The sequence below is a fragment of the Burkholderia sp. BCC1999 genome (assembly GCF_905339975.1).
In the GTDB taxonomy this organism is placed as follows: Bacteria; Pseudomonadota; Gammaproteobacteria; order Burkholderiales; family Burkholderiaceae; genus Burkholderia.
The window spans coordinates 287333-313456 of sequence record NZ_CAJPHP010000003.1 but is presented as its reverse complement, the minus strand read 5'-3'; the positions used below and the strand labels follow the sequence as shown (position 1 = coordinate 313456).

Sequence of the window (26124 nt, the reverse complement as noted above, 5' to 3'; positions counted from 1 at the left end):
GTTTGCCCGGCGCATGGCGCCGTGGAACAAACGCATATTGTAAACCGTCGCGTGCATATGCTCCCGCGATGCGTACGCAAGGTGTCCCCGTTTATGAGCATGGAGTCTTCGTCGTCCGGCGCTACGCCGGCCTGTGTGCGCCGCGTGGCGCTCGACGCGCTGCGCCTGTCCGAACCGGCCGCGAAGGCCGCGCGGGTGCGCGCGTTGCACGATGCGCTGCGAGCCGGGCAGGCCGCGATCGCGCCGTCGCTCGCGCTGCCTGAACCGGCCGACCTGCCCGGACGTCCTGCCTGTCCGCCGCTCGTCGAGCCGCGCCAGCTCGAACGGCGCAGCATGCGTTCGCCCGAGGGGCGCGCGGTGCTGCTGCACGCGCTTGCCCATATCGAATTCAACGCGATCAACCTGGCGCTCGACGCGGTCTGGCGCTTCGCGGGCCAGCCTGACGCGTTCTATGCGGACTGGCTGAAGGTCGCGGCCGAGGAGGCCTATCACTTCACGCTGCTGTCCGACCGGCTGGCGGCATTCGGGCATGTGTACGGCGATTTTCCCGCGCACAACGGACTGTGGGAGATGTGCGAGCGGACCAAGGGCGACGTGCTGGCACGCATGGCGCTCGTGCCGCGCACGCTCGAGGCGCGCGGGCTCGACGCATCGCCGCCGATCCGCGCGCGGCTCGTGCAGGCGGGCGACGGCGCGTCGGCCGCGATCCTCGACGTGATCCTGCGCGACGAGATCGGCCATGTCGCGATCGGCAACCGCTGGTTCCGGCATCTGTGCGACGCAGCCGGCCGCGATCCGGTGCCGACCTACCGGCAGCTGGCCGAGCAATACCATGCGCCGCGGCTGCGCGGCCCATTCAATTTCGATGCGCGCCGCGATGCCGGCTTCGAGCAGACCGAACTCGACGAACTGGCCGCGCAGGACGCCGCGGACGGAAACGCGGCACTTTAGCCGGCCCGCGCATCCGGCCGACGGTGCTTCCCGGCGGCCGTCCGAATGCCGCCGCTGCTAGAGCGCGGCCTCGATTGCCGAGCGCCGGAACGCAGGCGTCGCCGCTATAATCGAACGACCATTCTTTTTTTGGCGGTTGCAATGAGTGCCTCGAGTTCTGTTTCCGATTTCGTCACGGTGCGCGGCGTCCAGTTGCATGTGCGGCGCTGGGGCCGGCCCGATGCGCCGATGCTGTTCATGCTGCATGGCTGGATGGACGTCGCGGCGTCGTTTCAGTTCGTCGTCGACGCGCTCGCGGGCGACTGGCAGGTGATTGCGCCCGATGCGCGCGGCTTCGGGCTGTCCGACTGGCCGGTGGCCCGGCAGGGCGGCGGCCACTACTGGTTCCACGAATACCTGGGTGATCTCGATGCGCTGGTCGACCACTATGCGCCGGCCGGCGAAGTCAACCTGGTCGGGCACAGCATGGGCGCGAACGTCGTGTGCCTGTACGCCGGCGCCCGGCCTGAGCGCGTGCGTCGCGTGGTCGACCTCGAAGGCTTCGGGCTCGCGCCTGCCCGGGCCGAACAGGCGCCGCGCCGGCTGCGCGGCTGGCTGGACGAACTGCGCGAGCCGCCGGCGTTGCGGCCGTACGCGTCCCTCGACGAGGTGGCGGCGCGCCTGATCAAGACCAATCCGCGGCTCGCCCCGCGCCGCGCCGCGTTCCTCGCCGAGCACTGGTCGAAGCGCGGCGACGACGGTCTCTACCACCTGCTGGCCGATCCGGCGCACAAGATGCCGGGCCCGCAGCTGTACCGGCTCGATGAAGTGATGGCGACCTGGAAGCAGGTGCGGGCGAAGGTGCTGCACGTCGAAGCAGTCAATTCGCCGACGCTCGCGCATATCGCCGGCGACATCCCGCTGCCTGAATTCAAGGCGCGCTTCGACGCGTTCCCCGACTGGCGCGAAAAGCTCGTCGAGGACGCCGGCCACATGGTGCATCACGACCAGCCCGAGCAGATCGCGGCGCTGATCGAGGCGTTCTGCGCGTAGGCGCGCGATGCCGTCGGCAGGGCAGGCGGGCGGCGCAATTGCCGCGTTGCAGTAGAATGAAGCCTTACCTGCCATGCCGACAATGAACGCCGATCTCCACTGCCATTCCAATGTTTCCGACGGGTTGCTGTCGCCTGCCGACGTCGCGCGCCGCGCGCATGCGGGCGGCGTGACCCTGTGGGCGCTGACCGACCACGATGAAATCGGCGGTCAGGCAGCGGCACGCAGCGAGGCGGAAGCGCTCGGCATGCGTTACCTGAGCGGCGTCGAGATTTCGGTCACGTGGGCAGCGCGCACCGTGCACATCGTCGGCCTGAACATCGATCCCGCGAACCCGGCGCTGGTCGACGGCCTGTATCGCACGCGCCACGGCCGCGCGGCGCGCGCGCTGGCGATCGGCGAGCAGCTTGCGACGCTCGGCATTCCCGACGCGTACGAAGGCGCGCTGAAGTACGTCTCGAATCCCGACCTGATCTCGCGCACGCACTTCGCGCGCTTTCTCGTCGAGAACGGCCACGCCGAATCGACGTCGGACGTGTTCGACCGGCTGCTCGGCGACGGCAAGCCCGGCTTCGTCCCGCATCGCTGGGCATCGCTGTCCGACGCGGTTGGCTGGATCCGCACGGCGGGCGGCGAAGCCGTGGTCGCGCATCCGGGCCGCTACCGCTACACGCCCGTCGAATTCGACGCATTCTTCGGTGAGTTCATCGATCTGGGCGGCCGCGCGATCGAAGTCATCACGGGCAGTCATACACCCGACCAGTACCGCGAATACGCGGAGGTCGCGCGTCGCTTCGGCTTCGAAGTGTCGCGCGGCTCGGATTTCCACGCGCCGGGCGAGGGCCGCATCGAGCTCGGCAGCCTGCCGCCGTTGCCGTCCGACCTCACACCGGTCTGGGAGCGCTGGCTCTGACGCCGGGCGGCTGATCGCCGCCCTTGCCGCCGCCGTGCGTTGCCGATTCCTCCCCCTTTACGTACCCCCATGTCCCAGTTCTTCAGGATTCATCCGGATAATCCGCAGCCGCGCCTGATCAAGCAGGCCGTGGACATCATCAGCAAGGGCGGCGTGATCGCGATGCCGACCGATTCGAGCTATGCGCTCGCGTGCCATCTCGACGACAAGGATGCGGTCGAACGCGTGCGCCGGATTCGCGGGCTCGACGAGAAGCAGCACCTGTCGCTGCTCGTGCGCGACCTGTCGGAGCTCGCGAACTTCGCGATGGTCGACAACCGCCAGTACCGGCAGATCAAGTCTGTGACGCCGGGCCCCTACGTGTTCATCCTGCAGGCGACGAAGGAAGTGCCGCGCCGGCTGTCGCACCCATCGCGCAAGACGATCGGGCTGCGCGTGCCCGACCACGCGATCACGCTCGCGCTGCTGGAATCGCTCGGCCAGCCGCTGCTCGGCACGACGCTGATCCTGCCGCCGGACGACGAGCCGCTCAACGATCCCGAAGAAATCCGCACGCGGCTCGAGAAGCAGGTCGACCTCGTGATCGACGGCGGCGCGTGCCCGCGCGAACCGTCGACGGTGATCGACCTGACCGGCGACGAGCCGGAGCTCGTGCGCGCGGGGCGCGGCGCGCTGGAACCGTTCGGCCTCTCGGCCGCATGAGCGGGCCGTTCAATTTTGCGCGAGTGCGCTTGTTACAATAACGCGATATGGATGCTTCCCTGATACAGACCATCGCCGTCTATGCGCTGCCCGTGATCTTCGCGATCACGCTGCACGAGGCCGCGCACGGCTACGCCGCCCGCCTGCTCGGCGACAACACCGCCTACGTGATGGGGCGCGTGTCGTTCAACCCGATGCGCCACATCGATCCGCTCGGCACGATCGCGATCCCGCTCGTGATGTACTTCCTGACGGGCGGCGCGTTCCTGTTCGGCTATGCGAAGCCGGTGCCGGTTTCGTTCGGCAACCTGCGCAACCCGCGCTGGGGCAGCCTGTGGGTGTCGCTCGCGGGCCCGGCCTGCAACTTCGTGCAGGCGCTGGTCTGGGGCCTGCTGACCCTCGTGCTGCCCGCCGTCGGCATCGACGAGCCGTTCTTCACGCGGATGGCGCTTGCCGGCGTCAGCGCGAACCTCGTGCTCGGCGTGCTGAACCTGTTTCCGCTGCCGCCGCTCGACGGCGGCCGCATCCTGGCGGCGCTGCTGCCACCGAAGCAATCGATCGCGCTGTCGCGCATCGAGCCGTACGGTTTCATCATCGTCCTCGCGCTGGTCGCGACGGGCGTGCTGACGAACTTCTGGCTGCGCCCGCTCGTCAACGTCGGCTATGCCGTCCTGAGCGCCATCCTGTCCCCATTCGCCTCGCTTTTCTAACGACAATCATGTTCCCAGAACGTATTTTCTCCGGCATGCGACCCACCGGGTCGCTGCACCTCGGTCATTACCACGGCGTGCTGAAAAACTGGGTGAAGCTGCAGTCCGAGTACCCGTGCTTCTTCTGCGTCGTCGACTGGCATGCGCTGACGACGCACTACGAGACTCCCGAGGTCATCGAGAAGAACGTGTGGGACGTGCTGATCGACTGGCTCGCATCGGGCATCGATCCGGCGCAGGCGACGCTGTTCATCCAGAGCAAGGTGCCCGAGCACGCGGAACTCGCGCTGCTGCTCGGCATGAGCACGCCGCTCGGCTGGCTCGAACGCGTGCCGACCTACAAGGAGCAGATGGAGAAGCTGAAGGACAAGGACCTGTCGACCTACGGGTTCCTTGGCTACCCGGTGCTGATGGCGGCCGACATCCTGCTGTATCGCGGCTCGCTCGTGCCGGTCGGCGAGGATCAGGTGCCGCACGTCGAGATGACGCGCGAGATCGCGCGCCGCTTCAACTACCTGTACGGCCGTGAGCCCGGCTTCGAGGAGAAGGCGCTCGAAGCCGCGAAGAAGCTCGGCGGCAAGCGTGCGAAGCTCTATCACGAGCTGCGCAATGCGTATCAGCAGGAGGGCGACGACGAGGCGCTCGAACAGGCGCGCGCGATGCTGCAGGAATCGCAGAGCCTGTCGATGAGCGATCGCGAGCGCCTGTTCGGCTATCTCGAAGGCGCGCGCAAGATCATCCTGGTCGAGCCGCAGGCGCTGCTGACCGAGGCATCGCGGATGCCGGGCCTCGACGGGCAAAAGATGTCCAAGTCGTACGGCAACACGATCGGCCTGCGCGAAGACGCCGAGACGATCACGAAGAAGGTCCGCACGATGCCGACCGATCCCGCGCGCGTGCGCCGCACCGATCCGGGCGATCCGGACAAGTGCCCGGTGTGGCAGCTGCACCAGGTCTATACGGACGAAGCGACGCACGAGTGGGTGCAGAAGGGCTGCCGCTCGGCGGGTATCGGTTGCCTCGACTGCAAGCAGCCGGTCGTCGAAGGCATCCTGCGCGAACAGCAGCCGATGCTCGAGCGCGCGCAGAAGTACATGGACGATCCGTCGCTGCTGCGCGCGATCGTCGCGGACGGTTGCGACAAGGCGCGCAAGTACGCGACGGAAACGATGCGCGACGTGCGCGACGCGATGGGCCTGTCGTACAACTGATCCGGCGCATGAGCGAATCCGTCATCGCCGCCGCGGGCGGCCACGTCGCTCAGGCCGAGCCGTCGCGCTGGGTCGCGCAATGGTCGCGGCTCGTGCCGGCCGGCGGCGCCGTGCTCGACGTCGCCGCGGGTGGCGGCCGCCATGCGCGCTGGTTCGCGTCGCATGGGCATCCGGTCGTCGCGCTTGACCGCGATCCGGTCGCGCTGGCCGCGTTGCGCACGATTCCCGGCGTCGAGGCCCGCGCGGCCGATCTCGAAGGCGCGCCGTGGCCGCTGCCGGCCGGCGAGCGGTTTGCGGCCGTGATCGTCACGAACTACCTGCATCGTCCGCTCTGGCCCCTTCTGCTCGATGCAGTGGCGCCGGGCGGCGTGCTGATCTACGAAACCTTCGCGCAAGGAAACGAAACGGTCGGAAAACCGTCCAACCCCGCGTTCCTGCTCGCCCCGGGCGAGTTGCTGGACGCAGTGCACGGCCGCCTGCGGGTGGTCGCGTACGAGGACGGTTTCGTCGCCGCGCCGCGCGAGGCGTTCGTCCAGCGTCTCTGCGCGGTGCGCGAGGGCGCGACCCCGAAGGCGGGGGCGGGAATTCCACGTTACGAACTGCCCGGCTAATCCGCTACAATCTCAACGTTTACCGGTACACATTCAATCGCGTTTCATGGCTAACGGCACCCAAGACGGCATTCAAATCCGCGGCAGCATCCCCGCGATCGTCACCCCGATGCTCGAAGACGGCAGTCTCGACCTGCCGGCGTTTCGCAAACTGATCGACTGGCACATCGCGGAAGGCACCGATGCGCTGGTCGTGGTCGGTACGAGCGGCGAGTCGGCAACGCTCAACGTCGAAGAGCACATCCTGATGATCCGCACGGCGGTCGAGCATGCGGCAAAACGCATCCCGATCATCGCGGGCGCGGGCGGCAACTCGACCGCCGAGGCGATCGAGTTGACGAAGCACGCAAAGGCGGTCGGCGCGGACGCTACGCTGCAGGTCGTGCCGTACTACAACAAGCCGACGCAGGAAGGCATGTACCGTCACTTCCGGACGATCGCCGAAGCGGTCGATCTGCCGGTGATCCTGTACAACGTGCCGGGCCGTACGGTCGCGGACATGGCGAACGAAACGACGCTGCGCCTCGCGGAAGTGCCGGGCATCATCGGCGTGAAGGAAGCGACCGGCAACATCGATCGCGCGGCGCACCTGATCAAGGCCGCACCGAAGCATTTCGCGATCTACAGCGGCGACGATCCGACTGCGATCGCGCTGATGCTGCTCGGCGGCCACGGCAACATCTCGGTGACGGCGAACGTCGCCCCGCGTGCGATGAGCGACCTGTGCCGCGCGGCGCTGGCCGGTGACGTCCAGACCGCCCGGGCGCTGCACATGAAGCTGCTGTCGCTGCACAAGAACCTGTTCATCGAGGCGAACCCGATCCCGGTGAAGTGGGCGCTGCAGGCGATGGGCAAGATGCAGGGCGGTATCCGGCTGCCGCTCACGGCGCTCGACGAGCGCTGTCACGATGCCGTGCGTTCGGCCCTCGTCGAGGCCGGCGTTCTCTGATGCCGAGGCGGCCGCGTCCTGCGGTCGCCGGCTCGACCCCTGATCAACCCGCACCGGCCGGCTCCGTCCGGCGCCGCTCCTGACGAGCGTTCTAGCAAGACGAAGGATTTCATGAAACGTTTCGCCATTTCCTCTCGCGCCATCCAGCTGTCGGTGGTGGCGCTGGCGCTGGGCGCGCTCGCTGGCTGCGATACGCTGAACGACTACCTGGCCCCCGACCGGGTCAACTACAAGAACACCGGCTCGGCGCCGCCGCTCGCGGTGCCGAGCGACCTGAAGCCGGTGCCGACGACGCAGCAGTTCGTTGCGCCGCCGAGCAACGCGGGGCTCGGTACGCTGCCGCCGCGGGTCACGACGCAGGCCGGCAACGCGACCGACGGCATCCCGAGCGCGCAGGATCCGCTCGGCATGCATATCGAGCGCGACGGCGATCGCCGCTGGCTCGTCGTCGATGGCCGGACGCCCGAGCAGCTGTGGCCGATCCTGAAGGAGTTCTGGCAGGAGAACGGCTTCTCGCTGAAGACCGATGCGCCGTCGACGGGCATCATGGCGACCGACTGGGCCGAAAACCGCGCGAACATTCCGGACGACTGGTTCCGCCGCACGATCGGCAAGGTCATCGATTTCGCCTACTCGTCGGGCACGCGCGACCGCTTCCGCACGCTCGTGAACCGCACGCCGGACGGCAATACCGACATCTCGATCACGCACAGCGCGATGGAAGAAATGATGGTCGGCCCGCAGGGCGGCACGTCGTCGCGCTGGGAAGAGCGTCCGCGCAACCCGGTGCTCGAAGCCGTCTTCCTGTCGAAGCTGATGCAGAAGTTCGGCCTGACCGACGCGCAGGCGAAGCAGTTGCTGACCGACGCGCATCCCGCGACGGCGCCGGCACAGGTCAGCGACACGAGCGGCGGCGCGGCGACGCTGCAGCTGGCCGAGTCGTTCGATCGCGCGTGGCTGCGTGTGGGCCTGGCGCTCGACCGCACCAACTTCACGGTCGACAATCGCGACCGCGAGAAGGGCATGTATACCGTGCGCTACGCGAATACGATGGAAGAGCTCAAGCGTGACGGCCTGTTCGGCAAGCTGTTCTACGGCGGTCCGTCGGCGGCGAAGCCGGGCAAGGAATTCCTCGTCAACGTACGCGCGCAAGGCGCCGGTGGCACGCAGGTCGCGGTGGTCGGCGCAAACGGCCAGGTCGACAACTCGTCGGACGCGCAGCGGATCATCTCGCTGCTGCACGCGCAACTGAACTGAGCGCGTGCGATTCGCCAGCCTCGGAAGCGGCAGCGAAGGCAACGCGCTGGTAGTCGAGGCCTCGAGCGGCACGACGACCACCCGCGTGCTGCTCGACTGCGGCTTTTCCGCCAAGGAGGTCGAGCGCCGGCTCGGCCGACTGAATCTCGGCATCGATGATCTCGATGCGATCCTCATCACCCACGAACACAGCGACCACGTCGGCAGCGCGCTGACGCTCGCCCGTCGTGCGTCGCTGCCGCTCTACATGAGCTGGGGCACCGCGCGCGCGGTTGGTGCGGACGAGGCCGATGTCGATCTCCACGTGCTGTGGGGCGACGAGACGGCCGCGATACGCGATCTGGCCGTGATGCCCTATACGGTCCCCCACGATGCGCGGGAACCGCTCCAGTTCGTGTTCATGGACGGCTGCAGCCGGCTCGGCGTGCTGACCGACGTCGGGATGGCCACGCCGCACATTACGGCCGTCCTGAGCGGCTGTGACGCGCTGGTGCTCGAATCCAACCACGATACCGCGATGCTGGCTGCGAGCCGCTATCCGCAGTCGCTGAAGGCGCGGATCGGCGGCAACCATGGGCACCTGAGCAATGACGCGGCGGCCGACATCCTCGCGTCGCTCGAACGCAGTCGCCTCAAGCACCTGGTCGCGGCGCACCTGAGCCAGCAGAACAACCTGCCGGAACTGGCCCGCCGGGCGTTCGGCGGCGTACTGGGGACGGATGGGGAGGACGTGATCGTGGCCTCGCAGGACGCGGGCTTCGACTGGCTGATGCTCGGATGAGCGGGGCAGGGCCGCTACGGCGGCCCGGTGCGGCTGCCGGGCGATATGTACGGAAACGGCAGACGTAAAAAAACCGGCCCTCGGGCCGGTTTTTTTTCAGCTGACGCTGAGGCTTACTGGCTTGCGCCCGAAGCCGGAGCAGCCGTCGCTGCCGAAGCAGCCGACGCCACTGCAGCAGCAGCGTCGCTCGCAGCAGCCGTTGCCGACGAAGCAGCGGCAGCAGCGTCGCTCGCTGCACCAGCAACTGCCGAAGCAGCCGTCGAAGCAGCAGCAGCCGCGTCGCTTGCAGCCGACGAAGCAGCTTGATCAGCGCTCTTGTTGCAAGCAGCCAGTGCAACAGCAGCCAACAGGGAAGCTACGAGGAGGGATTTCTTCATGATCACGTCCTTTTATGGTTAAAGGTAAGCAACAGCGCGAAACAATACCGGTAATGTGCTCCAACACCGACCTGGGCCGCTGGTGGAGATGCACTTCTTAGAGCGTGAATCTTCCCTACGGCTTGGGCGGAAATTATATGCACTTTCCTATCGACCGTCGACAAATGCGGGGTCAATACGTTGTCTTTCCCATACAGAATTTGATCCGTACGGGCATACGGGGCGACTCACACTAATTCCGGTTTCCGACCCGTATCCAGCCCGCACAATACCACTCGTGCAACAAGGCTGTCATTGAGGGAACCCGGGATAGTGTTACAAACCGTTTCGCCTCCATCTGGCGTTGATTGGCCAGTTCGGGCAGCCATTCACCGGCCTGCTCGAGCGGCCCTTCCTCACCATTAATGAAGTACGAGCGCGCGTTATACATCAATGCGGCCCTTCTGTCGAGACACACGCCACGTCGTGAAGCTTGCGTGACGAACGCGGACTCGGACAACGGGCGCGCCGGCGGGTCGAAAACGACGTTCGGCTTGGGCTCGCTCAGGTAGCAACCGAGGAATTCAGCGACGTCGCGCTTGCGCCAGCGGATCGCATCGACGATCTCGGCGACACGCTCGACCATCGCCGGAGGCAATTGAGCGGGCGTATCGACGGCCGGCTGCTTCGGGTCGCGGTAGAGATCGTCGCCGCCCCCGTCGCGCAGGCCGCCGCGCTCCGCGAGATAGTACAGGAACTGGGCGCCCAGTTCACCGGCCGACGGCGCCCGGAAGCCGATCGAGCAGGTCATGCACGCGCCTTCGGCGACGCCGTCGTGCGCGATGTGCGGCGGCAGGTAAAGCATGTCGCCGGGCTCCAGCACCCACTCGTCGCTCGGCTCGAAGTTTTCGAGGATCTTCAGCGGCACGTCCGGCTGCAGCGACAGGTCCTTTTGCGCACCGACACGCCAGCGGCGCCGGCCTTCGACCTGCAGCAGGAAGACGTCGTATGAATCGAAATGCGGGCCGACGCCGCCGCCGTCCGTCGCATACGAGATCATCAGGTCGTCCAGCCGCGCGTCGGGGATGAAGCGGAAGCGGTCGAGCAGCGCGCGCGCCGCGTCGACGTGCAGGTCGAGCCCTTGTACGAGCAGGGTCCACGCCTTGCGCGTGACGGCCGGCAGCGAGCCCGGTTCGAACGGGCCGTGCGCCAGTTGCCACTTGTTACGAAAATGGGTGATCAGTCGCGATTCCGCGTCATAGTCGGCGGCAAGCTCGAACAGCGCGTCGCGCGAGACCGGTGATGCAACGCCGGGGATCGCCTGACGGATCAGCAGCGGCTTCTTCTGCCAGTAGCCGCGCATGAATTGCGCCGGCGTGAGACCGCCGAGCAGCGGTGTGGGAAGATCGGAAGGCGGCGCGCCGAGCGGGGCGGCAGCGGTATCCCGCGGTTCGGCTTGAGACCGGTTGCGCATCGTATAATGAGAGTTGTATTTGGGAGAATTGGATGAAAATCGCAAAAAACACCGTCGTGTCGGTCACTTACAAGCTGTCGGATGCACAGGGCAATCTGATCGAGGAAAGCGACGAGCCGATGGTCTATCTGCACGGCGGCTATGATGGCACGTTCCCCAAGATCGAGGAACAGCTTGACGGCCACGAGCCGGGCTACGAGGCGCAGGTTCAGCTCGAGCCGCAGGACGCGTTCGGCGACTACGATCCCGAACTCGTGAAGATCGAGCCGCGCGATCGTTTTCCCGAGCCGCTCGAAGTGGGTATGCAGTTCGAAGGCACGCCGGAAGACGGCGACGAGGAAGTCGATTCGCTGATCTATACGGTCACCGACGTCGCCGAAGACAAGGTCGTGCTCGACGGCAATCACCCGCTGGCCGGCATGGCGCTGCGTTTCGCACTGACCGTGAAGGACGTTCGCGAAGCCACCGAAGACGAAATCGAGCATGAGCACGCGCATGGCGCGGAAGGGCTCGAAATCGTCGACGAGGACGAAGACGAAGACGGCGAAGCGCCGTCAGGGCGTACCCTGCACTGAGCTGGCAGGCAGGCCGGGCGCCGGCCCCGATGCAGGGGGCGGCACCGGCCACGACGCGCCGCCCGGGGCGGCGCCGTCACCCTGCAGCGGCGGCGCGACCGACGACGAGTCGGGCAACGCCGGCAACGCAGGGATTTCAGGCATCTGTGGCAGCGGTACGTCGTCGTGCGGCACGAGCGGCAGCGCGGGCGGCACAGGCAGGTTCTTCGGCACCTCCTGCAGGCTCACGTTGAAGATTGTCTGCCGTGACGGCGACACGCTCACCTTGACCCACTGATTCGCCGGATGGCGCGGTCCGATCGCGACGCGCGTCACGTTTCCTATCAGCTCACCATCGTCGGCACGCAGCGGCCGGTCGATCAGGAAGCCGTTCGCCAGCGGTTCGCCACTCGCGTGCATCACCAGGATCGGGCCGCGGAACGTCGCCGCAGCCTTCACCAGCGTTCGTTTCAGTTCACGGAAGCCGTCGCGTACGCGCGGCCGGTTGAAACGCAGCCACGCAAAGCGTTCCGCGCGTTCATAGCGTTCGAACTGCGGATCGCCCTCGAAAATCACCACGATCGCGCGCGCTTCGCGCCGCTTCGCGTATTCGGCCGCGTGATCGATCCAGAAACCGTTAGCGATGATGCGATCCTCGAATTCGCCGTTGCGGCCGCCGGCTGTCAGGTAGTGGTTGTTCGGCGCCGGTGCGTTGAGCGCGACGTAGACGATGTCGTCGCGCATCCAGCGGGCATTCTCGCGATACGGCCGGAACCGTGCGACTTCGCTTTCCCGCGTGATCTGCAGCCCGCCGGGATCGGGCAGCGCGGAGTCGGCGAGCAGCGTCTGCCGCAGGAAGTCGAGCCGCTCGACCGGATCGTAGCCGCCGCCGGCTGCCGTGTTGCACGTCAGCCAGTCGTCGTGGCCGGGAATGAACACGAGCGGCACGCGCGCCGAATCCAGGATCGCGCCGCGCTGCGAATACAGCGCATCGCGGCACGCTTCCTTCGAACCCTTGAGATCGCCCGCATAGACGACGAAAGAGAGGTTGCGCTCGCGCGCGATCGAATCGAGCAGCCGCTGGGCGGAGGGTTCGTCCGCCGGGACGTTGATGACGCCCGACACAACCGCGAACGAGTAGGGCGCGGTGGTGCGCTTCGGCGGTGCAGCCTGCGCACCGGCCTGCGCGAGCGTGAGTAACGCCGCGCAGAGCGCGGCGGCCGCGCGGGCCGGCAGGCCCGGCGAGACGCGCTTACGCGTGCCCGTCGGCATCGTGCGACCGGACCAGCGTGCGCAGTTCGTACAGCAGATCGAGCGCCTCGCGCGGCTTGAGATCGTCGGGATCGATGTCGCGCAGCTTGTCGAGCGCCGGATGCGGTGCGTCGGGCCGGGCCGGTGCATCTGCGCATTCGAGATCGTCGACGATCGCCTGCGGTGCGCTGAACAGATCGAGTTGCGGCGTGTGTTGCGGCGCCGACTGCTGTTCGAGATAGGCGAGGTGCTTGCGCGCGGCACGGATCACCGGTGCCGGGACGCCGGCGAGCTGCGCGACCTGCAGGCCGTAGCTCTGGTTCGCCGGCCCTTCGTTGACCGCGTGCAGGAACACGATGCCGTGGCCGTGTTCGACGGCAGACAGGTGGACGTTGGCCGCCTGCGGGAATTCGGCTGGCAGCTGCGTCAGCTCGAAGTAGTGCGTCGCGAACAGCGTGTAGCACGCGTTGTGTGCGAGCAGGTGGCGCGCGATCGCCCACGCGAGTGCGAGGCCGTCGAACGTCGACGTGCCGCGGCCGATCTCGTCCATCAGTACGAGGCTTTGCGGCGTCGCGTCGTTGAGGATCGCCGCGGCCTCGGTCATCTCGACCATGAACGTCGAGCGGCCGCCCGCGAGATCGTCGGCTGCGCCGATGCGCGTGAAGATCCGGTCGATCGGACCGAAGCACGCCGACTTCGCCGGCACGTAGCTGCCGACGTAAGCCATCAGCGCGATCAGTGCGGTCTGCCGCATGAACGTCGACTTACCGCCCATGTTCGGACCGGTGATCAGCAGCAGCTTGCGCTCGGTGTCGAACCGGCAGTCGTTCGCGATGAACTGCTCGACCTGCGCTTCGACGACCGGGTGGCGGCCCTGTTCGATGTCGATGCCGATCTCGTCGGTGAAGGTCGGTGCGACCCAGTCGAGTGCGCGCGCGCGTTCGGCGAAGGCGGCGAGCAGGTCGAGCTCGGCGAGTGCCGACGCGACGCGCTGGCACTCGGGGATGAACGGCAGCAGCGCCTGCAGCACCGAGTCGTACAGCGCGCGCTCGCGCGCGAGCGCACGTTCCTGCGCGGACAGCGCCTTGTCCTCGAAGGTCTTCAGTTCGGGCGTGATGTAGCGCTCGGCGTTCTTCAGCGTCTGGCGGCGGCGGTAGTCGTCGGGCACCTTGTCCGCCTGGCCGCGCGTGACTTCGATGTAGAAGCCGTGCACCTTGTTGTATTCGACGCGCAGGTTCGCGATGCCAGTGCGCGTGCGTTCGCGTGCTTCGAGATCGATCAGGAACTGCCCGCAGTTCTCCGAGATGTCGCGCAGTTCGTCGAGTTCGGCATCGTAGCCGCGCGCGATCACGCCGCCGTCGCGCACCATCGCGGCCGGCTCGGGCGCAATCGCGCTGGTCAGCAGGTCGAGGCATTCGGCGGGCGGCGCGAGTGCCGCATCGACGCGCGTGAGCGCATCGGCATTCGCGACGATCGCGCTGATGCGCTCGCGCAGCGCCGGCAGTGCGGCGAATGTGTCACGCAGGCTCGACAGGTCGCGCGGGCGCGCGGACAGCAGCGCGAGACGCCCGGTGATCCGTTCGACGTCGGCGATCTGGCGCAGCGCGCTGCGCAGCGCATCGAGGCTTGCGTTCGCTGGCGCATCGAGCAGCGCGCCGATGGCCTGCTGGCGCGATTGCGCGGCAACCGACGCGCGCGGCGGGTGATGCAGCCAATGACGCAGCAGGCGGCTGCCCATCGTCGTGCAGCAGGTGTCGAGCAACGAATACAGCGTCGGCGACTCGGTGCCGCGCAGCGTCTCGGTCAATTCGAGGTTGCGGCGCGTGGCCGGATCGAGCCCGATGTATTCGGTTTCGTTCTCCACCTTCAGGCTGCGCACGTGCCGCAACTGCTGGCCCTGCGTCGCCGCCGCATAGAGCAGCAGCGCGCCGGCCGCGCCGCATGCGCTCGTCAGCGAGTGCGCGCCGAATCCGTCGAGACTCGCGACGTCGAGCTGGTCGCACAGGCGCTGCGTGCCCGATGCGATGTCGAAGTGCCAGGCCGGCACGCGCTTGCTTGCGCCCGCGCCTGCGGGCACGGCGTCGGTCGCGCCGTCCGGCGTCAGGATTTCGGCCGGCCGGATGCGTTCGAGCGCCGCTGCGAGCTGATCGGGTTCGATTTCGGCGAGCCGCAGTGCGCCGCTGGCGAGGTTCAGCCACGCGAGGCCGACATTGACCGCGACGCCGCGCTTGTTGTGGCCCGTGCACATCGCGAGCAGGTACACGTCGTTCTTGTCGGACAACAGCGCGGCATCGGTCAGCGTGCCGGGCGTGACGACGCGCACGACCTTGCGCTCGACGGGCCCCTTCGACGTGGCGGGATCGCCGATCTGTTCGCAGATCGCGACCGATTCGCCCATCTTCACGAGCTTCGCCAGATACTGTTCGACCGCGTGATGCGGCACGCCGGCCATCTTGATCGGCGTGCCGGCCGTCGCGCCGCGTTGCGTGAGGGTCAGGTCGAGCAGGCGTGCGGCCTTTTCCGCGTCTTCGAAGAACAGCTCGTAGAAGTCGCCCATCCGGTAGAAGACGAGTGTGTCGGGATGATCGGCCTTGATGCGCAGGTACTGCTGCATCATCGGAGTGTGGCCGGCAAAGGCGTCGGGCGACAGCGTGGTCATAGGTCAGGCATGAAGTTGTTGCTTTGGTTGCCCGAGTTTACCAGTCGCTTCCATATGCACGCGTGAAGTTCGCCGTTTGGCCAGGTGTGGACGATCACGCGAACCCATGCGTGCCGACGGCGCCTCGCATCTCAGCGCGTGTGTCTGGACGTCGGGCGGCGCGCTGCGGCTTCGAATCTGGCTGCGCAGCGCCGTCGGTCGGTTTCGATCATGGCCACCCGGTCCGCGGCTTTCATTCGGCCCTTTTTTTGCCGGGGAGACAGGCCACCCATTACCGCCGGCCGCAGACGATTTCGTCTGCCTGAACAGCGCTGCGAACTGTGAAACGTTTGGCAGACCGCGTAATCCGGTTACACGGTCTTTATATTTGCCGATGCTCTCGGGACTTACACCAATCAACCTCGCAAAACTGAAACTTAAACAAGTTTCAATGGCGGGAGCGTGCTAGTCTGAAACGGCAATATAAATAAAAACGCGGTAAGTTCGGGGCACAAACATGAAGCAGGCCATACAGGATGCGGGGCGCGCGTGCGCGCAAAGTACGCTGGTGCCGCACGTTACAGCGGTTGCGCATGAGTCGGAGCGGATCAATCTGATCGAGCTTTGTGCTCGCGTGGCGTCGGTGACCGTGCTAGGCGTATTTGCTTATCTGATTTACATGCCGTGGCGAGCGGACCCGAGCCGGATCACGCTGATCCTGCTGCTGGTATCCGCGGTACTGACCGTCGGCATGTCGGCTTTTGCCAAATTGCCGACACGGCGCGATTGGCATCCCGTCGCGGTGTGCATTTCTCTGGGTGGTTCGTTCTACTGCCTGACCTATCAGCTGACTGCCAGCACGCAACTGATTCCGGAGTGGGCGGGGGGCGCCTGGCAAATTTGCGGGATTGCGTGGCAACTGTTCGCGAAACTGTCGCTCGGGCGCTCGTTCGGTTTGCTGCCGGCGAATCGCGGCGTCGTGTCGACCGGTGCGTACCGGTTCATGCGCCACCCGATCTATGCCGGTTATCTGTTGTCCGAAATCGGTTTCCTGCTGGCAAACTTCAGTACGCGAAACCTGCTCACGATCGGCATCTGGATGCTGTTGCAGATCGGGCGAATCAGTATGGAGGAGCGAGTGCTGTCGGAAGACGCCGATTATCGTGCGTACAAGACGAAGGTTCGATATCGGCTGATTCCCGGCGTGTTTTGACGGGAGTGCCGAAAGCGCGCGATGGCTGCGCGCCGATGCAGCACACTGGCGCGGCGGACATGCAAAAGCCGGCGTACTCGGGTCACGGACCTTCGCACGCCGGCTTTGTCCGGCTTGTCAGGACGTGTGTCCCGACGTCATGCTGAGTGCGACCGCCTGCGCGACTTCGATGCCGTCGATGGCGGCCGAATAGATGCCGCCCGCATAGCCGGCGCCTTCGCCGGCCGGATACAGGCCGTCCACGTTCATGCTCTGGTAGTCGTCCTTGCGTCGAATCCGGATCGGCGACGACGTGCGCGTTTCCACGCCGGTCAGCACCGCATCGTGCATCGCGAAGCCGGCGATCTTCTTGTCGATCTCGGGCAGCGCTTCGCGGATGGCTTCGATCACGTAGTCCGGCAGCGCGGTGCTGAGGTCGGTCGGATTCACGCCAGGCTTGTACGACGGGACCACGGAACCCAGCGACGTCGACGGCCGGCCTGCGATGAAATCGCCGACCAACTGGCCCGGCGCGCGGTAATCGCCGCCACCGAGTTCGAACGCGCGTTCTTCCCATTTGCGCTGGAACGCGATGCCTGCCAGCGGGCCGCCGGGATAGTCGTCCGGCGTGATGCCGACGACGATGCCGGCATTCGCGTTGCGCTCGGCGCGCGAATACTGGCTCATCCCGTTGGTCACGACGCGCCCCGGCTCGGAGGTCGCCGCGACCACCGTGCCGCCCGGACACATGCAGAAGCTGTAGACGGCCCGGCCGTTGTTGGCGTGGTGAACCACCTTGTAGTCGGCCGCGCCGAGCTGCTTGTGGCCTGCAAACTTGCCGAAACGGCTGCGGTCGATCAACCCCTGCGGGTGTTCGATGCGAAAACCCAGCGAGAACGGCTTGGCTTCGATATAGACGCCGCGGTCGTGCAGCATCTGGAACGTGTCGCGCGCGCTGTGGCCCACGGCCAGCACTACGTGGTCGCACGGGAGCGTTTCGCCGTTCGACAGCTTGAGCGCGCGCACCTTGCCCTGATCGATGTCGATGTCGTCGACCCGGGTTTCGAAGCGCACTTCGCCACCGAGTTCGTGGATGGACGCGCGCATTTTTTCCACCATGCTCACGAGGCGGAACGTGCCGATGTGCGGCCGGCTCAGATACAGGATGTCTTCCGGTGCGCCGGCCTTGACGAACTCGTCCAGCACCTTGCGGCCATAGTGGTGGGGATCCTTGATCTGGCTGTACAGCTTGCCGTCGGAAAAGGTCCCGGCGCCGCCTTCGCCGAACTGCACGTTGGATTCGGGGTTGAGCACGCTCTTGCGCCACAGGCCGAAGGTGTCCTTGGTGCGCTCGCGCACGGCCTTGCCGCGTTCGAGGATGATGGGACGGAAGCCCATCTGCGCGAGGATCAGGCCCGCAAACAGGCCGCACGGCCCCATGCCGATGACGACCGGGCGCAGGAAATCGGCGCGCTCGGGCGCCTTCGTGACGAAGTGGTACGCCATGTCGGGCGTCTTGCCGCAATGCGGCTTGCCGGCCATGCGCTTGAGCGCGGCCGCTTCGTCCTTGACCTCGAGATCGACGATGTACGTGAGCTTGATGTCCGAACGCTTGCGCGCATCGTGCGCGCGGCGGAACACGGTGTAACGGAGGAGCTCGTCCGCCGCCACGCCAAGCTCGGCGAGGCGCGCGCGAACGGCGGCCTCGAGTGCGCTCTCGGGGTGGTCGAGGGGGAGTTTGATTTCGCTTAGCCGTAACATGGGGACTCGGATGCGATTGCCACGGCGTCGTGGCGATGTTGATACGGGTGGGGCCGGTATGCCGGCGGCGGCGTTGTTCGTCGCGCGGGCCTGCCGGACGCAAACCATTCATTGTCGTTGCGGGAGAAGCGGGGCGAGCGGCAGTACGCCGACCCGCCCGGACGACTCGGGCAACTTCAGGATAGGCGCACGAAGCGCCCCTTGTGCACGGCAGATTGTCGCGCCTCCCGGGTGATCGGGGGGCGAACGGCGCGCGATCGTGACGATGCCCGCGAGCGGTTTGCACAAAAGCCGCGCCATGCGGGCGCGGCTCGGACTTTTACTCCGCTGCCGGGTGGACTCGGCTGTAGCGGTTCAGGATCGGGATCATCTGCGCGTAGATCTTCGGGTTCGCCGCGACGATCTCATGGCGATGCAGGAAATCGGCGTCACCCGTGTAGTTGCCGACGAGGCCGCCGGCCTCGGTGATCAGCAGGCTGCCCGCGGCCATGTCCCACACGTTGATGCCTTGCTCGAAGAACGCGTCGAGGCGGCCGGCCGCGACGTTCGCGAGATCGAGTGCCGCCGCGCCCGGGCGGCGCAGGCCCGTGCAGGCCTGCGTCATTTCGGTGAAGAGGCGTGCGTACGCGTCGAGGCCGTCCTTCTCGCGGAACGGGAAGCCGGTGCCGACGAGTGCATCTGCCAGGCGGTCGCGGCGGCCGACGCGGATGCGGCGGTCGTTCAGGTACGCACCGCGGCCGCGCGTGGCCGTGAACAGGTCGTTCTTGTTCGGATCGTAGATGACGGCCTGCGTGACGACGCCCTTGTGCTCGAGCGCGATCGACACGCAGTAGTACGGGAAGCCGTGGATGAAGTTGGTCGTGCCGTCGAGCGGATCGATGATCCACTTGAATTCGGATTCGTTCTCCGATTCGCCCGATTCTTCCGCGAGGATCGCGTGATCGGGGTAGGCGGTCTTCAGCGTCTCGATGATCGCGTCTTCGGCGGCCTTGTCCACTTCGGTGACGAAGTCGTTCTGCTGCTTCTTGCGGATCTCGATCAGGTCGAGATCGAGGGACGCGCGATTGATGATCTGTCCGGCGCGGCGCGCAGCCTTGACAGCAATGTTGAGCATGGGATGCATGAGCCTGGATCCTGTAGCCGGCGGCACGGGCCGCCACGAAGTGGGACAACCGCCCGGAACGGCGCAAGCATGCCGGGCGAGGTGAGACGCGAATTGACAAAGAGCGGGGTACGACCCGCGCCGCACGGTGCGCGACGCGTAAAGGCATGATTTTACCCGATTTTTGGCGGTTTCAGGCGACCGGAATGCGGGGAAACCCCCACTGTCCGTCCGGACGAGTGGGTTTGCCGCGGCGATGGCGATACCATACTGCCATTCTGATGAACCGAGTCGCATCGTAGTGGAAACTCCGCAGAACACCGCCGCGCCGTCCGAGCCGGGCGCGGTCTCGTCCCCGCCGCCGTCCGGCGGCTTCACATCCACCCGCTTCGTGCTCGTCGAGCCGAGCCATCCTGGCAATGTCGGGGCGGCCGCCCGCGCGCTGAAAACGATGGGCTTTTCGCGTCTCGTACTGGTTGCGCCGCGCGTGCCGCACGTGCAGAGCGACCCCGAGGCGATCGCGATGGCCAGCGGCGCGGACGACGTCCTCGCGTCCGCGCATGTCGTGCCGACGCTCGGCGACGCGCTGTCCGGCGTTCACTGGTCGATCGCACTGACCGCGCGCACGCGCGAATACGGGCCGCCGCGCCTCGCGCCGCGTGCGGCCGCCGCGCAGGCGTGCGCGCAGGTCGGCACGGGCGACATCGCGCTCGTGTTCGGCAACGAGCGCACGGGCCTCGCGAACGAGCATGTCGAGCAGTGCAGCGCGCTCGCGCACATTCCGGCGAACCCGGCCTACAGCTCGCTGAACCTTGCGCAGGCCGTGCAAGTCCTCGCGTACGAGTTGCGCGTCGCGTTTCTCGAGCAGGCGGCCGAGCCGTTGGCGCAACCGTCGGCCGAAGTCGGCACGCTCGCACAAAGTGACGAGATCGAGCGGATGTACGTCCACCTCGAGAACGCGCTGATCGCGCTCGATTTCCTCGATCCGCGTAATCCGAAGAAGCTGATGCCGCGGTTGCGGCGCCTGTTCGCGCGCACGGGCCTCGAGCGCGAGGAAGTCAACATCCTGCGCGGCGTCGCGAAGCACATCCTGCTGAAATCGGGCAAGCCCGACGGCGACGCGTAAGCGGCCTGTGCACCGGCGGCCGGTCGCTCGCTCGGTCGCTCGGTCGTCGCCCGGATACGGCTTCGGGCCGGGCAGGTCGCGCGTCGGCCGGCGCGGAAGCGCCCCGGCCCGGCGCAATCCACCCGGTCGACCCTCCCGGCAAGCCCGCGCCGGCAAGCCTCCCGCCCGAATACCCGTGCCGGTCGCGGGGTGAACGCGCGACCGCGTGCGGCCGTGCGCGACTGGCCCTACAATCGCCGGACGTCATAAGCAAATTACCCGGCGCGATAACGGCCGGTCATTGCCGGCGATGCGCGCCGGCCTTTTCCCAGACCACATCATGTTCACGAGACTGCGCGAAGACGTTGCAACGATTCGCGAGCGGGATCCCGCCGCTCGCAGTGCATGGGAAGTGCTGACCTGTTATCCGGGGCTGCATGCACTCGTGCTGCATCGTTTCGCGCACGCATGCTGGCGCGCGAAACGCTACTGGCTCGCGCGTTTCGCGTCGCAGGCCGGCCGGTTCCTGACGGGGATCGAAATCCACCCCGGCGCGACGATCGGCCGGCGTGTGTTCATCGACCACGGCATGGGTGTCGTGATCGGCGAGACGGCGATTATCGGCGACGACTGCACGATCTATCAGGGCGTGACGCTGGGCGGCACGTCGCTCACGCGCGGCGCGAAGCGCCACCCGACGCTCGAAGCCGGCGTGATCGTCGGTGCGGGTGCGAAGGTGCTTGGCAGTTTCACGGTCGGGGCGGGGGCGAAGATCGGCTCGAACGCGGTCGTCGTGAAGCCGGTGCCGCCAGGCGGCACGGCGGTCGGCAATCCGGCGCGCGTCGTGATGCCGGCGCAGCCGAAGCCGCAGCCCGAACGCGCGGCATTCTGTGCGTACGGGATCACGCCGAACGCCGACGATCCGATGTCGCTCGCGATCCACGGCCTGATCGATCACGCGGCGAAGGAAAGCCGTCGTGTCGACGAGATCGTCGCGGCGCTCGAACAGCTCGGGACGCATCTGGAAACGCTGCAGGGCGCCGATGCGGCGCGCCTCGACCTGCGCAGGCTGTCGGCGGTGCTGGAGGGAAAGACGGTCGAGCGCCAGATGTAACGAACGCGATGCGTGCCGACGGCCGCCGGTCAGTGCGACGGCGGCGTCAGTCGAGCGGCATCGCGTGGATGCCTTCCGCGTCGACGCGAAGGTAGCCGCCGCGCGGCGCGCCGTGATCGAGATCCCAGTCGGGCAGCACCCAGCGGATGCCGCCCGGTTCCAGGTGGCGCGCGGGGCGATGCGTGTGGCCGTGAATGATCACGCTCGCGCGGCTCTTGCGGAACAGGGCGGCCACGCCTTCACGCGTGACATCGTAGATGGCCGAAGCAGGGCGCATCCGGCCCGTTTCGCTGTTCGAGCGCATGCGCTGCGCGAGCGCGCGGCGCCAGCGGAATGGCCACGCGAGAAACAGCCATTGTGCGACGCGGTTGCGCGCGAAGCGGCGGAACACCTGGTAGCCGCGGTCGGCCGTGCATTGCGCGTCGCCGTGCGCGAGCACGATGCGCTGGCCGAACGCCATGATCAGCGACGGGTCGGGCAGCAGCATCGCGCCGGCTGCCTTCATGAAGCGCCGGCCGAGCAGGAAATCGCGATTGCCGTGCATCACGTAGAGCGCGATCCCGCGCTCGGAGAACGTGTGCATCAGCGCGGCCATGCGGGCCGCGAACGGATCGTCGTCGAGGATGTCGTCGCCGATCCAGTATTCGAAAAGATCACCGAGGATGAACACCGAGTCGGCGCTGTCGGCGGTGTATTTCACGAAATGCTCGAACGCGGCGACCGTCTTCGGAATCGCTTCGCTCAGATGCAGATCGGAGAGAAACAGGAACGGGCGTGCGGCTTGCGCGTACTCGCGCTCGCCTGGCACGCCCGCGGAGACGCTTCGCGGCGGACTCTCCTGCAACATCGAAGTGTCTCCGTAACCGTGCGTCAGACCACGACGGCCTTTTCGATCACGACGTCGTCGGCCGGCACGTCCTGGTGGAAACCAGCGTTGCCCGTCTTGACGCCCTTGATCTTGTCGACCACGTCCTGGCCTTCGACGACCTTGCCGAACACCGCGTAGCCCCAGCCCTGCGGCGTCGGCGACGAGTGGTTCAGGAAGTCGTTGTCGTTCACGTTGATGAAGAACTGGGCGGTGGCCGAGTGCGGATCGTTCGTGCGAGCCATCGCGACCGTGTAGTTGTCGTTCTTCAGGCCGTTGTTCGCCTCGTTGTCGATCGGCGCGTCGGTCGGCTTCTGCTTCAGGCCCGGCTCGAAGCCGCCGCCCTGGATCATGAAGCCGTTGATCACGCGATGGAACACGGTGCCGTCGTAGTGGCCCTTCTTCACGTAGTTCAGGAAGTTCTCGACCGTCTTCGGTGCCTTCTCGGCGTCGAGCTCGAGCTTGATCACGCCGTGGTTCGTATGCAGTTCAACCATGATGAATTCCTTCGGTGAGGCGGTTTAAATGGCACGCGGCCGGTCGTGCGACGCGGCCGCGTGAGGCGCCGGACGTGCCGGCAGGTTCTTACTTCGAGACGATGCTGGCCGATTCGATGACGATCGGTTGTGCCGGCACGTCCTGCATCGGGCCGCGCGAGGTCGTCGCGACGCCTTCGATCTTCTTCACGACGTCGAGGCCCGACACGACCTTGCCGAACACCGCATAGCCGTTGCCGTCCGGGTTCGGGTAGTCGAGGCCGCTGTTGTCGACCGTGTTGATGAAGAACTGCGCGGTGGCCGAGTTCGGATCGCTCGTGCGCGCCATCGCGATCGTGCCCGTCAGGTTCTTCAGACCATTGCGGCTCTCCAGCGGGATCGGCGCGCGAGTCGGCTTCTCCTCGAAGTTGGTCTTGTAGCCGCCGCCCTGGATCATGAAGCCCTTGATCACGCGATGGAAGATCGTGCCGTTGTACTGGCCGGCCTTCACGTAATCGAGGAAGTTGGCGACCGACTTCGGTGCCTTCTCCGGGTAGAGCTCGACGCGGATGTCGCCCTGCGAGGTCTTCAGCTGCACGACGGGGTGCGCGGTAGCCGATTGCGCGAACGCAGGTGCGGTCGTGGTCGCGAGAAGGGCGGCGCCGCCAAGCGCCAGCAACAGACGTTTCATTGCGATCCTCAGGTTGGGAGGGAAAGAAGGCCGCGCCGCTTATTGCGACGGCGCGACGTACGGCGCCGCCAGTGCGCCCGACGGACCGCTGAACTGGAACGTCGGCGACATCGGCAGCGTGGTGGTGCTCACGTTCGCGGCGGCGCGGTCGGTGTAGTCGCGCGTGGCGGGCGTCGCCGCGCGTGCGTTCGACGCGCCTTTCGGCGGCGACACGATCTTCTGGAGATCGGCGAGGCGCTGCGCGGTGGCGCCGCTCGTGCGGCCGAGCGATTGCGCGCGCTTGTACGACTCGGCCGCGAGGCGCAGGTAGAGATCGCCGAGGTTCTCGTACGCGAGCGAGTAGCTCGGGTTCGATTGCGTCGCGGTGACGAGCGCGGTGCGCGCGTCGTCGTAGCGGCCATGCTTCGCGTAAAGCGCCGCAAGGTTGTTGTACGGCTCGGGCAGTTCGGGGTACGCCTGCGTGATCGCGACGAACTGCTGGATCGCGTCGTCGTCGCGGTTCAGGCGGGCCAGCACGGTGCCGCGCTTGAACTGCGCCTGCACGTCGTGCGGGTTCGACGCGATGCGCGCGTCGAGCTGCGCGAGCGCCTGCTTCCATTGCTTGCCGGCGATCGACGCATCGATTTCGGGGGTGCCGTCGGCGACGGCCGGGGCCTTCTGCGCATGCGCCGCGGGGACCGCGAACAGCGTCAGCGCGACGCCCATGACGGTGGTCGCAACGAGGGTCGCAGCGCTCTGCGCGCGGCCGCGATGAGGTTTCATAGGCGTAAATCGGAATGTTATACTCCGAGCCATTCTAACAAAACGTCTGCGCGTTCCGGCGAGCGGCAGACAGTCTTTCTTTGCCTCTCGTGGCCGTCACCGCTGTGCTTGCAGCCTGACCGCCCCATGTGATACGAGGACGCTCGGCCTGGCGCCGCAGCAGATGGTCCGTCCGTTTCGCATGCTGGGCGAGCTTCGCCAGGGCGGTTTCCTTCGGCTCACGGTTCATCTCTATGGAATCACTGCGCATCTACAACACGCTCGCGCGTGACAAGCAAGTTTTCGTGCCGCGCCAGTCCGGCGAAGTGCGGATGTACGTATGCGGGATCACCGTCTACGACTATTGTCACGTGGGCCACGCGCGCATGCTGATCGTGTTCGACCTCGTCCAGCGCTGGTTGCGTGCGATCGGTTACCGGGTCACGTATGTGCGCAACATCACCGACATCGACGACAAGATCATCCGCCGCGCGGTCGAGAACGGCGAGACGATCAAGTCGCTGACCGACCGGTTCATCGGCGCGATGCACGAGGACGAAAGTGCGCTCGGCATCCAGCGGCCCGACATCGAGCCGCGCGCGACGCAGTTCATCCCGCAGATGCTCGGCATGATCGAGACGCTCGAGACGAACGGCTACGCGTACCAGGCGACCGATGGCGACGTCAATTATTCGGTGCGCAAGTTCACGAACTACGGAAAGCTGTCGGGCAAGTCGCTCGACGATCTGCGCGCGGGCGAACGCGTCGCCGCGAACGACGCGAAGGAAGATCCGCTCGATTTCGTGCTGTGGAAGCGCGCGAAGCCGGAAGATCCGGAAGGCGCGTCGTGGGGATCGAAGTACGGGATGGGGCGCCCGGGCTGGCACATCGAATGCTCGGCGATGGGCTGCTCGCTGCTCGGCAATCACTTCGACATCCACGGTGGCGGCCAGGATCTGCAATTTCCGCACCACGAGAACGAGATCGCGCAGAGCGAAGGCGCGACCGGCGAGACGTTCGTCAACTACTGGATGCACAACGGCTTCGTGCAGGTCGACAACGAGAAGATGTCGAAATCGCTCGGCAACTTCTTCACGATCCGCGAAGTGCTCGAGCGGTACGACGCGGAAGTCATGCGCTTCTTCATCGTGCGCACGCACTACCGGTCGCCGCTCAACTATAGCGACGTGCATCTCGACGACGCGCGTGCATCGCTCACGCGTCTGTATACGGCGCTGAAGGACGTCGAGGCCGACACGCTCGCGCTTGACTGGAACGAGCCGCACGCGCAGCGTTTCGCGGCCGCGATGAACGACGACTTCAACACGCCGGTCGCGGTGGCGACGCTGTTCGAGCTCGCGGGCGAAGTGAATCGCACGCGCGACGCGTCGCTCGCGCGGCAGCTGAAACAGCTGGCGGGCCTGCTCGGCCTGCTGGGCCGCGAGCCGCGCGCATTCCTGCAGCAGGCGTCCGGCGCCGCGCAGGCGGGCGCGGTCGCCGCCGACGAGATCGAAGCGAAGATCGCCGCGCGCGTCGCGGCGAAGCAAGCGAAGGACTATGCCGAAGCGGACCGGATCCGGGCGCAATTGCTCGAAGCCGGCATCGCACTTGAAGACAAACCGGGCGGATCGACCGAATGGCGTCGCGTATGACCGCGATGCGTTCCACTGACCGATCCGTCAGGTAG

The 26124-nt window shown here is 66.6% G+C and carries 25 protein-coding genes and 1 pseudogene; 15 read left to right on the top strand and 11 right to left on the bottom strand.

Annotated elements, in window-relative coordinates:
• The first annotated feature begins 93 nt into the window (after window positions 1-93).
• From U5809_RS06120 to U5809_RS06075, 10 genes are all read left to right on the top strand, one after another.
• The gene (locus U5809_RS06120) at window positions 94-951 is read left to right on the top strand and encodes a ferritin-like domain-containing protein (RefSeq protein ID WP_322085886.1); all 858 of its coding nucleotides are present in this window, start codon (window positions 94-96) and stop codon (window positions 949-951) included.
• 141 nt (window positions 952-1092) lie between these two features.
• Entirely contained in the window at window positions 1093-1983 is an 891-nt protein-coding gene (locus U5809_RS06115) for an alpha/beta hydrolase (RefSeq protein WP_322085885.1), read from the top strand.
• 82 nt (window positions 1984-2065) lie between these two features.
• Window positions 2066-2896, top strand: a complete 831-nt coding sequence (locus U5809_RS06110; protein ID WP_322085924.1) for a 3',5'-nucleoside bisphosphate phosphatase — start codon at window positions 2066-2068, stop codon at window positions 2894-2896.
• A 69-nt stretch (window positions 2897-2965) separates the two neighbouring features.
• Window positions 2966-3598, top strand: a complete 633-nt coding sequence (locus U5809_RS06105; protein WP_176047446.1) for an L-threonylcarbamoyladenylate synthase — start codon at window positions 2966-2968, stop codon at window positions 3596-3598.
• 47 nt (window positions 3599-3645) lie between these two features.
• Window positions 3646-4308 carry a site-2 protease family protein gene (locus tag U5809_RS06100; protein WP_282505509.1) on the top strand — a complete coding sequence of 221 codons (663 nt, stop codon included), beginning with the start codon at window positions 3646-3648 and terminating at the stop codon, window positions 4306-4308.
• An 8-nt stretch (window positions 4309-4316) separates the two neighbouring features.
• A complete protein-coding gene (locus U5809_RS06095) occupies window positions 4317-5519 on the top strand; it encodes a tryptophan--tRNA ligase (RefSeq protein WP_006487046.1) in 1203 nt (400 codons plus the stop codon).
• A gap of 8 nt (window positions 5520-5527) precedes the next feature.
• Window positions 5528-6130 carry a class I SAM-dependent methyltransferase gene (locus U5809_RS06090; RefSeq protein WP_322085884.1) on the top strand — a complete coding sequence of 201 codons (603 nt, stop codon included), beginning with the start codon at window positions 5528-5530 and terminating at the stop codon, window positions 6128-6130.
• Window positions 6131-6176: 46 nt separating this feature from the next.
• Window positions 6177-7079 carry a 4-hydroxy-tetrahydrodipicolinate synthase gene (gene dapA, locus U5809_RS06085; protein ID WP_059233738.1) on the top strand — a complete coding sequence of 301 codons (903 nt, stop codon included), beginning with the start codon at window positions 6177-6179 and terminating at the stop codon, window positions 7077-7079.
• A 111-nt stretch (window positions 7080-7190) separates the two neighbouring features.
• The gene (gene bamC, locus U5809_RS06080) at window positions 7191-8336 is read left to right on the top strand and encodes an outer membrane protein assembly factor BamC (protein ID WP_322085883.1); all 1146 of its coding nucleotides are present in this window, start codon (window positions 7191-7193) and stop codon (window positions 8334-8336) included.
• A 4-nt stretch (window positions 8337-8340) separates the two neighbouring features.
• Window positions 8341-9117, top strand: coding sequence for an MBL fold metallo-hydrolase (locus U5809_RS06075; RefSeq protein WP_282505507.1), 777 nt, complete (start codon window positions 8341-8343; stop codon window positions 9115-9117).
• A gap of 113 nt (window positions 9118-9230) precedes the next feature.
• Here U5809_RS06075 and U5809_RS06070 read toward each other — a convergent pair whose 3' ends face one another.
• The 3 genes and pseudogenes from U5809_RS06070 to U5809_RS06060 all read right to left on the bottom strand — a co-directional run bounded on the left by U5809_RS06070 (window position 9231) and on the right by U5809_RS06060 (window position 10947).
• Entirely contained in the window at window positions 9231-9494 is a 264-nt protein-coding gene (locus U5809_RS06070) for a hypothetical protein (protein WP_034195863.1), read from the bottom strand.
• Window positions 9424-9670 (bottom strand): annotated as a pseudogene (locus tag U5809_RS06065) (hypothetical protein). The gene U5809_RS06070 and the pseudogene U5809_RS06065 overlap by 71 nt, the downstream one beginning before the upstream one ends.
• Before the next feature lie 56 nt (window positions 9671-9726).
• Window positions 9727-10947: a cupin domain-containing protein gene (locus U5809_RS06060; protein ID WP_322085882.1), complete on the bottom strand. Its 1221-nt coding sequence runs from the start codon at window positions 10945-10947 to the stop codon at window positions 9727-9729.
• A 32-nt stretch (window positions 10948-10979) separates the two neighbouring features.
• Here U5809_RS06060 and U5809_RS06055 point away from each other — a divergent pair, with 32 nt between their 5' ends.
• Window positions 10980-11522: an FKBP-type peptidyl-prolyl cis-trans isomerase gene (locus U5809_RS06055; RefSeq protein ID WP_175045517.1), complete on the top strand. Its 543-nt coding sequence runs from the start codon at window positions 10980-10982 to the stop codon at window positions 11520-11522.
• Here the strand turns inward: U5809_RS06055 and U5809_RS06050 are convergent.
• Window positions 11502-12773: a hypothetical protein gene (locus U5809_RS06050; protein WP_322085881.1), complete on the bottom strand. Its 1272-nt coding sequence runs from the start codon at window positions 12771-12773 to the stop codon at window positions 11502-11504. The two genes, U5809_RS06055 and U5809_RS06050, sit on opposite strands and share 21 nt — an antisense overlap.
• Window positions 12754-15411: a DNA mismatch repair protein MutS gene (gene mutS / locus U5809_RS06045; RefSeq protein ID WP_322085880.1), complete on the bottom strand. Its 2658-nt coding sequence runs from the start codon at window positions 15409-15411 to the stop codon at window positions 12754-12756. Before mutS ends, U5809_RS06050 begins: the two co-directional genes overlap by 20 nt.
• 496 nt (window positions 15412-15907) lie before the next feature.
• Here mutS and U5809_RS06040 point away from each other — a divergent pair, with 496 nt between their 5' ends.
• On the top strand, window positions 15908-16603 hold the full coding sequence (locus tag U5809_RS06040) for a methyltransferase family protein (RefSeq protein WP_322085879.1): 696 nt from the start codon (window positions 15908-15910) through the stop codon (window positions 16601-16603).
• Between the two features lie 117 nt (window positions 16604-16720).
• Here U5809_RS06040 and U5809_RS06035 read toward each other — a convergent pair whose 3' ends face one another.
• Both U5809_RS06035 and U5809_RS06030 read right to left on the bottom strand, forming a co-directional pair.
• On the bottom strand, window positions 16721-18343 hold the full coding sequence (locus U5809_RS06035) for an NAD(P)/FAD-dependent oxidoreductase (RefSeq protein ID WP_322085923.1): 1623 nt from the start codon (window positions 18341-18343) through the stop codon (window positions 16721-16723).
• Between the two features lie 319 nt (window positions 18344-18662).
• On the bottom strand, window positions 18663-19466 hold the full coding sequence (locus tag U5809_RS06030) for an inositol monophosphatase family protein (protein ID WP_176047396.1): 804 nt from the start codon (window positions 19464-19466) through the stop codon (window positions 18663-18665).
• Window positions 19467-19746: 280 nt separating this feature from the next.
• Here U5809_RS06030 and U5809_RS06025 point away from each other — a divergent pair, with 280 nt between their 5' ends.
• Both U5809_RS06025 and cysE read left to right on the top strand, forming a co-directional pair.
• Complete coding sequence (locus U5809_RS06025; protein ID WP_322085878.1) at window positions 19747-20571, top strand: RNA methyltransferase; 825 nt, start codon at window positions 19747-19749, stop codon at window positions 20569-20571.
• 289 nt (window positions 20572-20860) lie between these two features.
• The gene (gene cysE / locus U5809_RS06020) at window positions 20861-21664 is read left to right on the top strand and encodes a serine O-acetyltransferase (RefSeq protein WP_282505494.1); all 804 of its coding nucleotides are present in this window, start codon (window positions 20861-20863) and stop codon (window positions 21662-21664) included.
• Window positions 21665-21710: 46 nt separating this feature from the next.
• Here cysE and U5809_RS06015 read toward each other — a convergent pair whose 3' ends face one another.
• The 4 genes from U5809_RS06015 to U5809_RS06000 all read right to left on the bottom strand — a co-directional run bounded on the left by U5809_RS06015 (window position 21711) and on the right by U5809_RS06000 (window position 24458).
• Window positions 21711-22511: a UDP-2,3-diacylglucosamine diphosphatase gene (locus tag U5809_RS06015; protein WP_322085877.1), complete on the bottom strand. Its 801-nt coding sequence runs from the start codon at window positions 22509-22511 to the stop codon at window positions 21711-21713.
• Between the two features lie 23 nt (window positions 22512-22534).
• The gene (locus U5809_RS06010; protein ID WP_027784822.1) at window positions 22535-23026 is read right to left on the bottom strand and encodes a peptidylprolyl isomerase; all 492 of its coding nucleotides are present in this window, start codon (window positions 23024-23026) and stop codon (window positions 22535-22537) included.
• 88 nt (window positions 23027-23114) lie between these two features.
• On the bottom strand, window positions 23115-23696 hold the full coding sequence (locus U5809_RS06005; RefSeq protein ID WP_322085876.1) for a peptidylprolyl isomerase: 582 nt from the start codon (window positions 23694-23696) through the stop codon (window positions 23115-23117).
• Between the two features lie 39 nt (window positions 23697-23735).
• Entirely contained in the window at window positions 23736-24458 is a 723-nt protein-coding gene (locus tag U5809_RS06000) for a tetratricopeptide repeat protein (protein ID WP_322085875.1), read from the bottom strand.
• Between the two features lie 233 nt (window positions 24459-24691).
• Between U5809_RS06000 and cysS the strand changes: the two genes are divergently transcribed.
• Window positions 24692-26089 carry a cysteine--tRNA ligase gene (gene cysS, locus U5809_RS05995; protein WP_322085874.1) on the top strand — a complete coding sequence of 466 codons (1398 nt, stop codon included), beginning with the start codon at window positions 24692-24694 and terminating at the stop codon, window positions 26087-26089.
• Window positions 26090-26124 lie beyond the last annotated feature (35 nt).